The 14735-nt window shown below is 73.8% G+C and carries 12 protein-coding genes and 2 pseudogenes; 8 read left to right on the top strand and 6 right to left on the bottom strand.

Annotation, left to right across the window (positions count from 1 at the left end):
• The first annotated feature begins 553 nt into the window (after positions 1 to 553).
• The 3 genes from JNO44_RS08105 to JNO44_RS08095 all read left to right on the top strand — a co-directional run bounded on the left by JNO44_RS08105 (position 554) and on the right by JNO44_RS08095 (position 5684).
• Positions 554 to 1633, top strand: coding sequence for a methyltransferase (locus JNO44_RS08105; protein ID WP_205362578.1), 1080 nt, complete (start codon positions 554 to 556; stop codon positions 1631 to 1633).
• A gap of 107 nt (positions 1634 to 1740) precedes the next feature.
• Complete coding sequence (locus tag JNO44_RS08100) at positions 1741 to 3597, top strand: alkyl/aryl-sulfatase (RefSeq protein WP_268825862.1); 1857 nt, start codon at positions 1741 to 1743, stop codon at positions 3595 to 3597.
• A 56-nt stretch (positions 3598 to 3653) separates the two neighbouring features.
• Entirely contained in the window at positions 3654 to 5684 is a 2031-nt protein-coding gene (locus JNO44_RS08095; RefSeq protein ID WP_205362577.1) for an ATP-binding protein, read from the top strand.
• Between the two features lie 19 nt (positions 5685 to 5703).
• Here JNO44_RS08095 and JNO44_RS08090 read toward each other — a convergent pair whose 3' ends face one another.
• Genes JNO44_RS08090 through JNO44_RS08070 form a run of 5 tightly spaced genes read right to left on the bottom strand, consistent with a single transcriptional unit; the run spans position 5704 to position 9563 of the window.
• Complete coding sequence (locus JNO44_RS08090; protein ID WP_205362575.1) at positions 5704 to 6741, bottom strand: serine hydrolase domain-containing protein; 1038 nt, start codon at positions 6739 to 6741, stop codon at positions 5704 to 5706.
• Positions 6741 to 7685 carry a DUF6895 family protein gene (locus tag JNO44_RS08085; protein WP_205362573.1) on the bottom strand — a complete coding sequence of 315 codons (945 nt, stop codon included), beginning with the start codon at positions 7683 to 7685 and terminating at the stop codon, positions 6741 to 6743. Before JNO44_RS08085 ends, JNO44_RS08090 begins: the two co-directional genes overlap by 1 nt.
• Positions 7682 to 8668, bottom strand: a complete 987-nt coding sequence (locus JNO44_RS08080; protein ID WP_205362570.1) for a DUF6895 family protein — start codon at positions 8666 to 8668, stop codon at positions 7682 to 7684. The genes JNO44_RS08085 and JNO44_RS08080 overlap by 4 nt, the downstream gene beginning before the upstream one ends.
• A complete protein-coding gene (locus tag JNO44_RS08075; RefSeq protein WP_205362568.1) occupies positions 8668 to 9366 on the bottom strand; it encodes a hypothetical protein in 699 nt (232 codons plus the stop codon). Before JNO44_RS08075 ends, JNO44_RS08080 begins: the two co-directional genes overlap by 1 nt.
• 11 nt (positions 9367 to 9377) lie before the next feature.
• Complete coding sequence (locus JNO44_RS08070) at positions 9378 to 9563, bottom strand: hypothetical protein (protein WP_205362566.1); 186 nt, start codon at positions 9561 to 9563, stop codon at positions 9378 to 9380.
• Positions 9564 to 9902: 339 nt separating this feature from the next.
• Here JNO44_RS08070 and JNO44_RS44785 point away from each other — a divergent pair.
• The 5 genes and pseudogenes from JNO44_RS44785 to JNO44_RS08050 form a co-directional block, all read left to right on the top strand.
• Positions 9903 to 10472 (top strand): annotated as a pseudogene (locus tag JNO44_RS44785) (MFS transporter); the annotation flags it as partial.
• Between the two features lie 91 nt (positions 10473 to 10563).
• A complete protein-coding gene (locus JNO44_RS44780; RefSeq protein ID WP_338058561.1) occupies positions 10564 to 11058 on the top strand; it encodes an MFS transporter in 495 nt (164 codons plus the stop codon).
• A 72-nt stretch (positions 11059 to 11130) separates the two neighbouring features.
• Positions 11131 to 11559, top strand: a complete 429-nt coding sequence (locus JNO44_RS08060; RefSeq protein WP_240167481.1) for a MarR family winged helix-turn-helix transcriptional regulator — start codon at positions 11131 to 11133, stop codon at positions 11557 to 11559.
• Between the two features lie 109 nt (positions 11560 to 11668).
• A pseudogene (locus JNO44_RS08055) lies at positions 11669 to 12600 on the top strand (IS5 family transposase).
• Between the two features lie 28 nt (positions 12601 to 12628).
• Positions 12629 to 13036 (top strand): TOBE domain-containing protein, encoded by a 408-nt coding sequence (locus JNO44_RS08050; RefSeq protein WP_073448184.1) that lies wholly within the window; start codon positions 12629 to 12631, stop codon positions 13034 to 13036.
• 22 nt (positions 13037 to 13058) lie between these two features.
• On the opposite strand, the gene JNO44_RS08045 is transcribed toward JNO44_RS08050, so the two are convergent.
• The gene (locus tag JNO44_RS08045) at positions 13059 to 14603 is read right to left on the bottom strand and encodes a helix-turn-helix domain-containing protein (protein ID WP_205362563.1); all 1545 of its coding nucleotides are present in this window, start codon (positions 14601 to 14603) and stop codon (positions 13059 to 13061) included.
• Between the last annotated feature and the right edge of the window lie 132 nt (positions 14604 to 14735).

The raw sequence follows: 14735 nt of genomic DNA, 5'->3' as shown, positions 1-14735 counted from the left end.
GGAGTCCCACAGCGACGGCAAGCGGGCCGGGCACGTCCGGCGACGTACCGGCGGTTCCGGAGCGGCTACCGACGGTGGTCGTGGCCCGGGGGCGCGGACCGGCTCGGCGTGCAGAGCTGTCCCGCCACCCCGGCGAGCACCAGCCCGCCGGCCAGGACCAGTCCGTGCGCCAGAGCCACCCCGGTGACCAGGACCGCGATGGCGGTGGCCAGTATCAGCCAAACCGCCCAGCGCCGGAACGGTGCGGCGGGGACCGCCGGTATGCCGACGGGCGGGCAGGGGGCGGTGTCGGGCGGGAACTGTTCCGCGAGGTCGCGGAGTTGGGTGTCGTCGTCGGGGGACAGGGGGCGTCCCTCCTCTCCCGGGTGGTACTGCCGGTCGCGCCGAACGGGCAGGGTGGCGGATGAGCGTTGCCTCGAAGATCGGGCCGACTTAGGGTTACCTAAGTGCGGCGGCCCGTGGTGTGGTGCACAACGGCACACAGGCGTTGTTGTGCCCTGCCGGGCGCCGTGCGTAACGCCGTTGACCGGACATCACCGGAGAGGGAACGCACATGCCGGACACCCAGCCGCAGAAGACCCCCGCGCACCAGGAGCCCCAGCAGCACCTGCCCGCCGACCAGGCCCGCAACGCCCTCGTCACGCTCGCCTACGGCGCCATGGCGAGCCACACGGTGGGCGCCGCCGTCCGCCTCGGCGTGGTGGACCGGATCGGCGACGGGGCGCGCGCCGCCGACGACCTGGCCGCGGAGTGCGCGGCCCAACCCCGGAGCTTCACACGGTTACTGAGGGCGCTGACCGGACTGGGACTGCTCACCGAACCCACCCCGGACCACTTCGCCGTCACCCCGGTCGGCGCACAGCTGCGCGGCGACATCCCCGGCTCGCTGCGGTCCTTCGCCCGGATGTTCACCGACCCGACCCTGCTCCGCGCCTGGGAGTGCCTGGACGACAGCGTCCGCACCGGCACGCCCGCCTTCGACGCCGTCCACGGCACGGACTTCTTCGGCTACCTGGCCGAACACCCCGACCTCTCGGCCGAGTTCAACGCCGCGATGAGCCAGGCCACCCGGCACACCGCCGAGCTGCTGCCGACGGCCTTCCCCTTCGAGCGCTTCGACACCGTGGCCGACCTCGGCGGCGGCGACGGCACCCTGCTCGCCGGTGTGCTGCGGGCCCACCCCGCGCTGCGCGGCATCGTCTTCGACCGCGCCGAGGGCCTCGCCCAGGCCGGCCCCCGGCTCGCCGCCCACGGGCTGACCGACCGCTGCTCCCTGGTGACCGGCGACTTCTTCGCCACCGCCCCCGAGGGCGCCGACCTCTACCTGCTCAAGAGCGTGATCCACGACTGGAACGACGAGCAGTGCGGGCAGATCCTCGGCCACGTCCGCCGGGTCGTCCCCGACCACGGCCGGCTGTTGATCGTCGAACCGGTCCTGCCGGACGTCGCCGACCCCTCGGCCGACGTGATCAGCTACCTCAGCGACCTGAACATGCTGGTCAACGTGGGCGGCCGGGAGCGCACCCGGGAGGACTTCGAGCGGCTGTGCGGCGCCGCGGGCTTCGCCGTCCGCTCCGTCACCGCCCTCCCGCGCCCCAACCGCTTCTCGGTCATCGAGGCCGAGCCGGTGTGAGCCTGTCGGCGCGCGGCCCACACGTGCGGCAACCGGGCATCTTCGGTTAAATCAAACGTGTGGGCCATGCGCCGTGATGGCCCGCCGTCCCGGAGAGGTGGCGCGCCGTGACCACTGTGCCGCTGGATGACGCCGGGCCCGTCGACGACCACGAGGACTTCGCCGACGCCGACCGCGGCTTCATCGCCTCGCTAGACCCACCCCGGATCACCACGGCGGACGGCCGGCTCGTCTGGGACGCCGACCGCCACGCCTTCCTGGCCGGGAACTGCCCCGACACCGCCGACGAGGGCCTGTGGCGCCAGGGCCGGCTGGTCAGCCGGCAGGGCCTGTACGAGGTGACCGACGGCATCTACCAGGCCCGCGGGCTGGACCTGTCCAACATGACGCTCATCGAGGGCGACCACGGCGTTCTCGTCGTCGACCCGCTGCTCTCCACCGAGACCGCCGCCGCGGCGCTGGAACTCTTCCGCAAACACCGCGGCGACCGGCCCGTCACCGGCCTGATCTACACCCACGCGCACGCCGACCACTTCGGCGGCGCCCGCGGGGTGCTGCCGTCCGGACACCCTCCCGTGCCGGTCCTGGCACCCGCCGGGTTCCGGGACAGCGCGGTCGGCGAGCAGCTCTACACCGGCCCGGCCATGGCCCGCCGCGCGGTCTACATGTACGGCACGCAGCTCCCCACCGGACCGGACGGCCAGATCGGCTGCGGCCTGGGCACCCTCCCCTCCGCCGGCACCCGCAGCTTCGTCCCGCCGACCGTGGACATCACCCGCACCGGCCAGGAGGAGATCGTCGACGGCGTCCGCCTGGTCTTCCAGCTCACCCCGGGCGCCGACGCCCCCGCCGCGATGAACTTCGCCGCCCCGACCCACCGGGCGCTGTGCACCGCCGAGAACGCCGTCCACACCATGCACAGCGTTCTCACCCTGCGCGGCGCCGTGGTCCGCGACACCCGGCGCTGGGCCCACTACCTCAACGAGGCGCTGGCCCTCTTCGGCGCCGACACCGAGGTCGCCTTCGCCTCCCACCACTGGCCCACCTGGGGCAACGCCCGCATCCGCCGCCTGCTCGCGGGCCAGCGCGACCTCTACGCCTACCTCCACGACCAGACCCTGCGGCTGCTCAACGAGGGCCGCACCGGCCCGGAGATCGCCGAGGAGCTGCGGCTGCCCCCGGGCCTGGCCCGCCTCTGGGCGCACCACGGCTACTACGGCTCGCTCAGCCACAACGTCAAGGCGATCTACCAGCGCTACCTCGGCTGGTTCGACGGCAACCCGGCCCACCTGTGGGAGCACCCGCCGACCGAGCAGGCCCGGCGCTACGTGGAGACCCTGGGCGGAGTGGAGGCCACCGTGGACGCCGGCAAGCGCTACGCCGCCGCCGGCGACCTGCGGTTCGCCGCCACCCTGCTCAACCACGCCGTCTTCGCCGCCCCGGACAACCTGCGCGCCCGCCGCGAACTCGCCACCGTCTACGAGCGGCTGGGCCACGGCTGCGAGAACGGCACCTGGCGCAACTACTACCTCACCGGCGCCATGGAGCTGCGCGGCATCCGGGCCGCCGCCCGCCCCGACACCACCGGACCGGACGCCCCCGCCCCCGACCTCGTCCGCGCCCGCAGCGTCGACCAGCTCCTGGACTCGCTCGCCATCCGCGTCGACGGCCCCCGCGCCTGGCACAAGCACCTCACCCTCGACCTCTACCTCGCCGACGAGGACCGCACCTGGCATCTGACCCTCTCCAACGGCGCGCTCACCCACCTCAGCACCCCCGGCACCCCCACCGCCGACAGCCGGCCGGACCTGACCCTCACCCTCACCAAACCCCAGCTCCGCGAGCTGCTCGGCGGCCGGGTCCCGACCGCCGTCACTCACGAGGGTGAGCCCGGTGCGGCCCTCCACGAGCTGCTCGACCTGCTCAGCGCCCCGGACCCCAACTTTCCCATCGTCACTCCCTGAACCGGCCCGTTCCACGACGGACGCGGACGGTCCGCGGAGTGGGGCAAACTGGGCCGGTGGCGAGCAACATTCCCGAGGAGTCGACGAGCTTCGTCGGCCGACTGTCCGAACTGAGGCGACTGAGCGGCGAGTTGACGCGGCATCGGCTGATCACCCTGACCGGCACCGGCGGGGTGGGCAAGACCCGGATCGCGATGCGGGCGGCCAGAGCCGCCGCCGCACGGTTCCCCGACGGCGTCCACTGGGCTCCCCTCTGGCCTTTGGACGGCGACCAGCTGCTGGTCGCCACCGTCTGCGACGCCGTCGGGCTCGCGGACCACTCGGCACGGACGCCGGTGGCCGCGCTCTGCGAATGGCTCGCCGACAAGGATCTGCTGCTGGTTCTGGATTCCTGCGAGCACCTCGTCGCGGCCTGCCGGGACCTGGTCGGCGACCTGCTGACGGCCGCCCCCGGCGTGACGGTCCTGGTCACCAGCCGCGAGCCGCTGGGCGTCCCCGCGGAGTGGATCACCGAGATCGGCCCGCTGCCCTGCACCGGCGAGAACGACGCGCTGGCACTGTTCACCGAGCGGGCCGGCGCCGCGGCCCCCGACCTCCCGCTCACCGACCCGACCAACGCCCGCGCCGCGGACCTCATCTGCCGGCGCCTGGAAGGCATCCCACTGGCCCTGGAGCTGGCCGGCGCCCAGCTGGCGCACCGCCCGCTCGCCCAGGTCGCCGAGCGGCTCGGCTCCCGCCTCGACGCCCTGGACGGCAGCGGCGTGTCCTGGACCCCGCGCCACCGCACCCTGCGCACCGCCATCGGCTGGAGCCACGAGCTGTGCGCACCACTGGAGCGGCTGCTGTGGGCCCGGCTCTCGGTCTTCCGCGGCACCTTCGACGCCGACTCCGCCGCCGCGGTCTGCGCCGACGGCCCGCTCACCGCCGACACGGTGCGCACCGCGCTGGCCGGCCTGACCGCCAAGTCCGTGCTCAGCCGCCAGGGCAACCGCTTCCGGATGCTCGACACCCTCCGCGAGTACGGCCGGATGTGGCTGGCCGAGCTGGACGAGACGACCGACGTCGCCGACCGGCACGCCGAGCACTTCGTCGGCCTCGGCCGCCGCGCCGAAGACGGCTGGCTCGGCCCCGACCAGGTCACCTGGTACGGACGGATCGCCGGGGCGTACGTCGATCTGTGCACCGCGCTGGACCACCTGCTGGACAGCGCCCCGGGCCGCGCCCAGGAACTCTGCGCGGCCATCGGCTTCTTCTGGACCTGCTGCGGCCATCTGCACGAGGCCCGCGACTACCTGGAGCGCGCCCTCGCCGCCGAGGACGCCCCCGGCCCGGCCCGCACCCGGGCCCTGTGGGCGCTCGGCGTCGCGGTCCTCCTCCAGGGCGAGCTGCACACCGCCGAGAGCCTGGGCCGGCAGTGCGCCCGCGCCGCCCGGGAGGCCGGCGACCAGGACGCGATGCTCGCCGCCGGCTACCTCATCGGCCTCACCCACCTGATGGCCGGCCGCCCGCTGACCGCCCACACCGTCGCCGACCAGGTGCTCGGCCCGCCCCCGCACGACCCCTTCGGCTCCGCCGCCCGGCTCCGCTGCCACCTCGTACGGCTCTTCGCGCTCACCGCCCTGGGCCGGCTCGACGAGGCCCGGCACACGGCCACCGTGCTGCGGCAGGGCTGCGTCCAGCGCGGCGAGTACTGGTCCCGGTCCTACACCGACTACCAGCTCGCCCTGGTCTCCCTCTTACAGGAGCGGCCCGAGGAGTCCGCCGACCACGCCCGCGCCATGCTCGCCGCCAAGCGCCTGATCGGCGACAAGTTCGGGATCGCGCTCGGCCTGGACCTGCTGGCCGCCGCGATCGCCGCCCAGGGCAAGGGCGCGCTCGCGGCCCAGGTCCACGGCGGCGGCCAGGCCATCTGGCGCACCGTCGGCCATCCGCAGCGCGGCACCCCCGAACTCCGCGCGGTGCGCGAGCAGTGCGAGCAGCGGGCCCGCGCCGCGATCGGCGACGGGGCGTACGCCGCGATCTTCGACCGGGCCGCCGAACAGAACCCGGAGACGCTGCTCGCCCGGATCCTCGCCGGGGAACTGTGACCGCCGGCCCGACGCGGCCTCAGCCGTCCTCGCCGGCCAGCCCGTACAGCAGCTCGTAGGCGGTGGGCACCACGTGGCAGGTCCGGCCGCGACGGGTGGCCAGCCCGACCACACCGGTCCCGGACGCCGGGTGGTAGCCGATGAACGCCTGCTGGCCGAAGGTCGCCCCGACGTGGAACAGCAGCGGCCCGCGCGGCGCCGGGTGCTGGTACCACGTCAGGGTGTGGGTGTTGCGCCGCCGCCAGCCGCGCCGCAGCAGCGGGATCCGCACCTCGCGCAGCGCCCGGGCCAGCGGACTGTCGTCCGGGAAGAGGTGCGCCTCCAGGTAGGTGAGGATGTCGCCGGGGGTGGACCGGACCGCCCCGGCGGCGGCGAAGGCGCCCATGTCGGTGCTGCGGACCGGCGTGGTGCCGTTGGTCCGGTGGCCGACGGCCTCGGTGCCGGTCGTGCCGGGTGCCAGGGTGGTACCGGTGAGCCCGAGCGGCTTCAGCACCCGGGCGGTGAGCAGGTCGGGGTAGTCGATCCCGGTCGTGTGGCCCATCGCCGGGGCGAGCAGCGCCACTCCGAAGTTGGAGTAGTGCCAGCGGGTGCCGGGCCGGTGGCGCGGCCGGGTCCGCGCGAAGGTGCGCAGCAGCCGCTCGGTGTCGTAGCCGGCGTAGCCGTTCTCGTACGGGCGGATGAGTGCGCCGCGCAGCAGGTCGGTGGGGATCCGCGGCAGTCCGGAGGTGTGGGTGGCCAGGTGCCGCAGGGTGATCCGGCCGGACCGCGGGTGGCTCAGCGGCAGCCGCGGCAGCCGGGCGGTGAGCGCATCGTCCAGGGACAGCACCCCGTTCACCGCGAGGTCCGCGAGCAGCAGCACGGTGAAGGTCTTGGACAGCGAGCCGAGTTCGTAGCGCAGGGCGGGGCGCGGGGTGGGCGGTGCCAGTGCGGTGCCGCCGCTGACCACCGTGCGGTGGCCCTGCCGGGTGACGGCCAGCACGACGTCCGGGGCGTCGATCCGGGTCAACGCCTCCGTCAGCCGGTCCGCGAGCGCCGGCCCGCCGGGTGCGGTCCGCATCAGCCGGCGTCGGCGGAGAGCGCGCGGGAGGTGGCCATCGCCGAGGCGAACGCGGCGACCAGGGTCGGGTGGTGGAGCAGGTCGAAGACCACCTCCGGGTCGCCCTCGGGCATGGCGCGCTGGATGGGCATCGCGCCGGACGCGTCCTGGGCGGCGGCGTACCGCTCCCACAGCCGCGCGTCCAGGGTCGGGCGCGGCAGACAGGCGTCCACGACCAGGAGTTCGCCGAGCAGGTCCCAGTGCCCGAGGTCGGCCCAGTCGTCCAGCCAGGCCGGCAGATACCGGGTGAGGTAGTCGGCGATATCCGGTGGGATCCGGTCCGGTGCCGCGCCCCAGTTGGTGAGGTGGAAGACGGTGTGGGTGATGTCGTAGGCGATGTGCAGCTGCACCGTCCAGGGCTCGGGGAGCTGTCCCAGCCAGGTGCGCGCCACGGCCTGGTCGAAGTCGGCGGTGGGCGGCAGCCCGAGCCTGCGCTCGGTGTTGAGCAGGCCCAGTCGCCGATTGGGCATCATCTCCAGGGCCGTCCAGCCGGTGGTGCGCCGCGCGACGTCCAGGGCCGCCTCCAGGCCGGGGTGGCGGTGGCCCAGTTCGTGGAACGGCGCGTAGAGCTCCATGGGCACCGGGGAGTGCGGTTCGTCGTGCTGGAGCGCGGCCAGGACGTTGCCGCCGTCGAGCAGTTCCCGCCAGGTGAAGTCCAGCAGCGCACCGGCCCGGGTGCGCTGCCGCGAGCCGGCCACGCCCTCCCGGAACAGCACATGCATGTTGATCGCCAACTCGCCTACGGGCTTGAGCCGTTCGATCGTCGCGCTACCCGTGGCGCGGTCCTCGGGAGTGAGCCGGAAGAGGTCGCGGTGCGCGTCGAGCCAGCTCAGGGCCCGGTCGCCGACCTGGTGCAGCAGTGCCGGGGGGGCCGGGGAGGCCAGGGGCGCAGTCGTCACGGTCACAGCGCAGCCTCGCTTTCGAAGGGGAGCTGACGGGCCGCCGCCACCGCGTCGTCGGCCGCCACCGGCTCGGTCCCCGCCCCGGCCGCGGCGATACGGGCGAGGGTGGCGGCGAACGCGGTCACCAGGGTGGAGTGGTAGCAGGCCCGGAACGTCTCGGTCGGGTCGGTGGGCCGGGGCACGGCCGTGCTCTCCGGCACGCTGCCGTCGGCGGCCTGTGCGGCGGCCAGCCGTCGCCAGGCCGCCGCGTCGTAGGGCGCGGCCGGCAGGATGGCCGCGATCGCGAGCAACTCGCCCACCAGGTCCAGCAGTTGCTCGTCCAGCCAGTTCTCCAGCCAGGAGGGGAGCCAGAGTCGCAGGTAGGCGGCGGTTTCGGGGGCCAGTCGCCGGCGGTCGCGGCCCCAGTCGGTGAGGTGGAAGACGTCGTGCGTGAGGCCGTAGGCCGCCTTGCCGTCCAGCGCCCAGGGCTCCGGCAGCACCCCGAGTCCGGTGCGGGAGAACTCGTCGTCGAAGTCGCCGTGTTGGGGCAGTCCGATGCGCCGTTCGGCGTTGAGCACCGCCAGGGTGCGGGTGTGGTCCTCGCGGGCCACCCGCCAGCCGCGCAACCCGGTGGTGGTCAGCGCCAGCGCCTCGACGGCCGGGTGCCGCAACCCGGCCTGGGCGAAGGCGCCGTAGATCTCCACCGGGTAGGTGGCGTACGGCTCCCCGCGGATCAGCTCGACGAACAGTTCGCCCTCGCCGGTCTCCCGCCAGGCGAAGGCGAACAGCTCGGCCGCGGCCGAGCGGAGGTCGGCGCGCGGGTGCGCGGAGGCGATGAACTGCGTCAACTCGGCCAGTTCGCCGAGGGGTTTGAGGGTGTGGTTGGGGTCGGCGTCGGTCGTCACGTCCGGTGGCAGGCGGAAGCGGGTCCGCCACCGCGCCAGCCACCCCAGGCTGCTGCCGACCATCCGGTCCAGCAGCTCCGGGTCACCTCGGCCGGCAGTCATCAGCCCCGCCCGAAGAACCGCTGCGCGGCCACGACATGCAGGGCCACCCGCGGGTCGCCGCCGCCCATCTGTCGGACGAACGCCAGCCCCGCGTCCAACCCCAGGGTGGGCGGTACGTCGGGGAGTCGGGCCAGCCAGCGGCCCACTCCGGCGGCCTGCAGCCAGTCCCGGCGGCGCACCGCCCGGACGAAACCTCGGGCCAAATCGTCTGTGCGCACCGCCAGTTGCTCCTCCAGGTCGGTGGCCAGGCCGGGCAGGGCCAACGCCGCGAGCTGGGAGATCCGGTGCGCGAGCCGCGGCCAGGGGTCGGTGTCGAGCCACTCGGTGCCGGCCTCGGGGGGCCGCGGCCAGGGTCGGGCGCCGGAGACGAGATAGGCGTGGGTGGCCTCGACCAGGCCGCGGTAGCTCCACGCCGATACTCCGGAGGCATCCGCGCCCGGGGGGTAACTCGCCAACGTCTGCCGCACCACCGCCTCGTCGTCCGCGCCCACCGGCACCGCACGGTGCTCCAGGGCGTACGGCGCGAGCGCGTCGGCACCCAGCACCCGGACCGCGGCCGGGGCGAGCGGATCGCCCTGGCGCAGGATCCGGGAGAGCGCATAGGGGTCGCCCCCGCCCTGAAGGGCGAGGGCGACACCGGTTGCGGCATCGGCAATTACAGCGCTTAGCGGGACGGCTCCCTGCGTCTGTTCAGCCAACACAATTCCCCTCAGCGATCGCCGGACTTCGGGCGAGGGGTGGGGGGCGACAGCAGCAGTGCGCCGAGCAGCAGCAGCCCGCCGCCGCACTCACGGCTGTCGCGGTAGATGCCGTCGGGCTCGGCGGGGCTGAGCAGCCCCTCGACTTCGGAGGCCAGGCCAGCCGTTTCGACTGGCGCCGTGCGATCCGTAACCATGCGATCAACTCCTTCGATGAGCGGGACACCAGGCTGACATTCGCTATATACCGTCGCAATCCGGACGATGACTGTGTGTTACTGCAATCCCGGTCCCGATGTCGTTCCGGTGCGCCGGCCGCTCGCCGGAGGGGGCGGGAGAGGCGTCAACTCCCTTACGGAGAAGCAGGTTTGAGGGAGTCGGGCGTGCGGTTCCGGGCGTCTCCGGGTCGGCCGTGCACCCCGCGCGGGGGCCCGTTCACGCATGGGCCGGACTGGTCTGAGCGGGTGGGCGGCCACGCCGGCCCACCCGCCGGGGACCGGGCGCTCCGGGAGCCTGGTCGGCATCCCCGGACGGGCATGGATTGGGTGGGGAAACACTTGGTTGCGGACAACCAAACACCTCCCGGTGGGAGCGCGGTCCCGTGGGAAACACATGGGTCGCCCTACACCGGGCTGCTGCTCTGGCTGATCGCCATGCGGCTCTGCCAGGGCGTGGGCGGTGCGATGTTGATGGCCGACTCCAGCGCGATCCTCACCGACGCCTTCCCGGCCTCCCAGCGCGGGCTGGCCCTGGGGCGGAACCAGGCGGCCGGGATCGCCGGCTCGTTCGCGGGACTGGCACTGGGCGGGCTGCTCGGACCGGTGAACTGGCGGCTGGTCTTCCTGGTGTCGGTGCCGTTCGGGTTGTCCGGCACGGTCTGGGCGTACCTGAAACTGCGGGACACCGGCATCCGCCCCCCGGCCCGGCCCGACTGGTGGGGCAACCTCACCTTTGCCGCCGGGCTCATCGCCGTGCTCACCGGGACCACCTACGGCATCCAGCCGTACGCCGGGCACACCATGGGCTGGACCAACCCCGCCGTGCTCGCCGCGCTCGGCGGCGGGGTGGCGCTGCTGGTCCTCTTCTGCTGCGTCGAGACCCGGGCCGCCGAGCCGATGTTCCGGCTCGGGCCGGTCTCCGGCCGGGCCTCGGACCGCTTCGGGGCGCTTCGGGGCGCGGACCTTCGCCACCGGCGGGATGGTCCTGGCGGCCGGCACCTTCGCCGCCCTCCAGACCCTGCCGGTCGACTTCGGCTATCCGGCGTTCGCGGTGATCCTGCTGCTGAACGGCATCGGCATGGGGCTGTTCGCGGCACCCAACCGGGCCGCGGTGATGAACAGCCTGCCGCCCGACCAGCGCGGGGTCGGCGCGGGCATCAGCACCACCTTCCAGAACTCCGCCATGGTGCCGTACATCGGCATCTTCTTCTCGCTGATGATCACCGCGCCGTTCGCCGACGGACTGGCCGTCGCCTTCGACTTCGCCATCGCCGCCTGTCTGATCGCCGCCGTCGCCTCACTCCTGAGCGGCGGCCGGTACGTGCACGACGAGCGTGGCCGGCCACCGGCCCGCGCCCGACGCCCGGAGCCGGCCCCCGCGGTGGTCGCGGAGCGGACCGCCGCGCCGCCGGCCGCCACCGACCGGCCGCCCGCGGCCCCGCCACCGAGCCCGCCCGACACCGGGAGTCCCTGATGGCCACCCGTCCCCCGCCCGCCCCCCGACCAGCCGGAGGACCCCGCAGAACTGGCCGGCCGGCTGCGCCAGGTGCTCCAGCAACTGGTGCCGCTGCTGCGCGGCCAGAGCCCGCACCCCGACCTCACCCCGAGCCGACTGGCCGCACTGGCCGAGCTCGCCGCCCACGGCCCGCTGCGGATCGGCGAACTCGCCGCCCGGATGAACATCACCCTCTCCACCACCTCCCGCATGGTGGACCTGCTCGACGGCAGCGGTTGGATCACCCGCCGCCCCGACCCCGCCGACCAGCGCGCCAGCCTGATCAGCCCGAACGCCGCCGGGCGGGCGCTGCTGGACGCCGTACGGCGGGAGACCGCCGGCGTGCTCGCCGAGGAACTCGGCCGCCTCGCCCCCGGCCGACGGCGTCAGCTGCCCGACGCCCTGCCGGCCCTGGAGGAACTGACCGAGGCGCTGCGCCGCCGGCCCGCCCCGCGTCGGCCCGGCAACGGCCGGCCGTGACGTCGGCACGCTACGGCCCTCCGGGCGGATGACCGGAGCGTGCCGACAGGCCCTAGGACTTGTCCGGTCGATCATGTGACTATCCCTGGCTCAGGTCGTTGATGTGGACATGGGGCGGGGCGATCTGAGTGATGCCGAGTGGGAACGGCTGCGGCCGTTTCTGCCGGTCAGTAACAGGCGTTGTGGCCGGTGGCGGGACCATCGGCAGGTCATCGACGGGATTTTGCATCGGGTGCGGACCGGGGTGCAGTGGCGTGACCTGCCGGAACGGTTCGGGCCCTGGAAGACCGTCTATGAACGCCATCGGCTGTGGTCGGCCGACGGCACGTGGGAGCATCTGCTCCAGCAGGTCCAGGCGGCAGCTGACGCCGCGGGTGAGATCGACTGGGACATCTCGGTCGACTCCACCGTCGTCCGCGCCCACCAGCATGCGGCCGGCGCCCGCAATGATCCGCCGCCGGTCCCGGTGTCAAAGGGGGCCGAACTGCACGAACATCAGGGCGAGACGCCGTGGCAGAGCCTGTGCGGCCGGCTGGTGGAGGTGGTGCGGGAGGTGAGGGGCTGGGCCGCTCGCGCGGCGGGTTCACCACCAAGCTCCACCTGAGCGCGGACGGCCGCTGCCGCCCACTGTCCTTGGTCGTCACCCCAGGTCAGCGGGCGGACTGCACCCAGTTCAAGGCCGTTATGGACAAGATCCGCGTCCCGCGGGTCGGCTCGGGCAGACCACGGAAGAAGCCCAACAGCCTTGCCGCGGACAAGGCTTACAGCAACAGGCTGTGTCGCGCATACCTGCGAAGGCGAGGAATCCGGCACACCATCCCGGAGAAGACCGACAGCCAAGCCGCCCGCCTACGCAAAGGCGCACGCGGCGGGAGGCCACCCGGCTTTGACGAAGAGCGGTACAAGAAACGCAACACCATCGAGCGAGCCATCAACCGACTCAAGCAACACCGAGCCGTGGCCACCCGCTATGACAAACGCCGCTACATCTACCTCGGCACCGCAACCGCCGCCGCCCTCACCATCTGGCTCCGCACATGATCGACCGGACAAGTCCTAGAGTGCCGACGTGCCCTCGTACAGCATTGGCCAGGCAGCGCGGCTGCTGGGTGTGAGTTCGGAGACCGTCCGTCGCTGGGCCGACGGCGGGCAGTTGCGGATGGACCGGGACGGCGCGGGCAACCGCGCGATCGACGGGGTGAGCCTGGCCGCGTTCGCCAAGGAGCGGGCCGCGGGACAGCACCCGGTGCCCGGCGAGATCCGCACCTCGGTCCGGAACGCGTTCGCCGGGATCGTCACGGCGGTCACCCTCGACGACGTGATCGCCCAGGTGGAGATCCAGTCGGGGCCGCACCGGGTGGTGTCGGTGGTCAGCCGCGAGGCCGTCGAGGAGTTGGGCATCGAGGTCGGCGTGGAGGCCACCGCCCGGGTCAAGTCCACCCATGTGCACGTGGACCGGCCGGAGGAGCGCGGCTGAACCCGCCCGTGCTCCTCGGCGGTCAGCGGCACAACAGCGCCGCGTGCAGGTCCAGTTTGTGGTCGAGCCGGGACAGGTCGCGGCCGGTGAGGGTCTCGATCCGCTGGATGCGGTAGTGCACGGTGTTGACGTGCAGATGCAGGATCTCCGCGGTGCGCGCCCAGGACCCGTGCTGGCCGAGGAACACCTCCAGCGTCTCCAGCAGCATCCGGTGCGAGGCGCTGCCGCCGCGGGCCAGCGGGCCGAGCACCCGGTTGCTGAACGCCGCGCGGACCTCGGCCGGCACCCCCGAGAGCAGCGCGCCGAGCGTCGTCAGGTCGTCGACGGAGGTCACCCCGGCGCCCTCCGGAGCCGCCGACCGGGCCGCGGACAGTGCGTAACGGGCCTGGTCCAGGGCCGAGTTGAGGTCTCCGCCGGTGATCGCCGGGCCGCTCATCCCGGCGTGCAGCGGCGCCTGCGGGCGGCAGTCGTGCAGCGCCGGCCATATCTCGCCGAGCGACGGCACCTTCTCGCCGTCGGCCCCGCCGTCGGCCTCGGCGCCGGTGTCGACGGCGACCACCGCGGCCGCCGTGCCGTCCGGCAGCAGTCCGGCCGCGAACGGCGCCCCGGTCGCGTGCCGCAGCGCCTCGGTCAGGGCCCGCACCGCCTGCTCGGGTTCGGTGTCGTCCAGCGCGGCCAGCACCACCCGGAACGGGCCGTCCGTGGGCAACCCGCAGGCGTGCAGCGCCGCGTCGAGCGCCGCCCGCTCGGCGGTGACCGTGGCGGCCAGCGTCAACAGCACGTCCGCCGCCCGCCGCGCGCCCGTATCCCGGGCCGCCTCGTGGTGCCGGTACTGGGCGACGACCTCGGCGATCTCGTGCAGCACGCGCGGCGGCGCGTCGTCCGCGTCGTGCAGATGCAGGAACCAGGCGTCGTACGGACCCGGGTCGCCCTCGATCCGCAGGGTGGTGCCGGTGCCGGAGGCCAGCCGCCGCCGCGCCTGCCGAGCCGTCAGCCCGGTGGCGGCCGGGGTGCGGGCGATCACCCGGCCGGTGGCGGACAGCAGGGCGCAGGCCGGGCCGCCCAGGTGCGCGAACGCCCGGTCCAGCAGCGCGTCCGGCGCCGCGTCCCCGGCGAGCATCCCGGCGAGTTCGGTGCGCACGTTCTCCGGCAGCGCGTAGTGGCCGGCCGGGCGGCGGCTGAGGTCTCCCCACCGGCGCAGGTACACCGCCTCGGTGATGGCGCGGAACGTGGTGTGCGCGGGCACCGCGAGCAGGGCGACGCGGTGCGCGCGACAGGACTCGACCAGGACGTCGGGGACCGTCCCGTGGGTCTCCTCCCCGGCCAGCAGCGCCGCGGCCCCGGCGTCCGCCAGCGCCGCCACGAAGCGGTCCACCTTCTCCCGGTCGTCCCCGGGCGCCCACCACACCAGCCCGCTCAGCACCAGCTCTCCCGACTGCAGGAACCGCGCGGGGTCCTCCAGGTCGGTGGCGGTCACCCCGCTGACCTCCTGGGCGAGCAGCGGGTCCTCGCCCCACAGGAGGGTCAGGTCGAGCGCATCGAGCTGGAGAAGATCGTGGACGTGCATGTGGTGGCTCCTTGGACGGCTGCCGAGCAGGCACCCCGGCATCTCACATTCACGAGGCGAATGTGGGTTCTGGCATCGTAAATGCAAGGCGTTCTCGCCGAAATCCCTCTTGGTTGATCATCCAGTTCCGGG

The sequence above is a fragment of the Streptomyces noursei genome, from assembly GCF_016917755.1.
Lineage (GTDB): Bacteria > Actinomycetota > Actinomycetes > Streptomycetales > Streptomycetaceae > Streptomyces > Streptomyces yunnanensis.
Note: the sequence above shows the minus strand (reverse complement) of the source record. Positions and strands in the feature narration are given on the sequence as shown.

Excerpts from the sequence above, each read along its gene's own strand:
- JNO44_RS08045 (WP_205362563.1), bottom strand. The coding sequence starts at position 14,603 with ATGCACGTCCACGATCTTCTCCAGCTCGATGCGCTCGACCTGACCCTC.
- JNO44_RS08080 (WP_205362570.1), bottom strand. The coding sequence starts at position 8,668 with ATGACTGCCGGCCGAGGTGACCCGGAGCTGCTGGACCGGATGGTCGGC.
- JNO44_RS44780 (WP_338058561.1), top strand. The coding sequence starts at position 10,564 with ATGGTCCTGGCGGCCGGCACCTTCGCCGCCCTCCAGACCCTGCCGGTC.
- JNO44_RS08090 (WP_205362575.1), bottom strand. The coding sequence starts at position 6,741 with ATGCGGACCGCACCCGGCGGGCCGGCGCTCGCGGACCGGCTGACGGAG.
- JNO44_RS08105 (WP_205362578.1), top strand. The coding sequence starts at position 554 with ATGCCGGACACCCAGCCGCAGAAGACCCCCGCGCACCAGGAGCCCCAG.
- JNO44_RS08070 (WP_205362566.1), bottom strand. The coding sequence starts at position 9,563 with ATGGTTACGGATCGCACGGCGCCAGTCGAAACGGCTGGCCTGGCCTCC.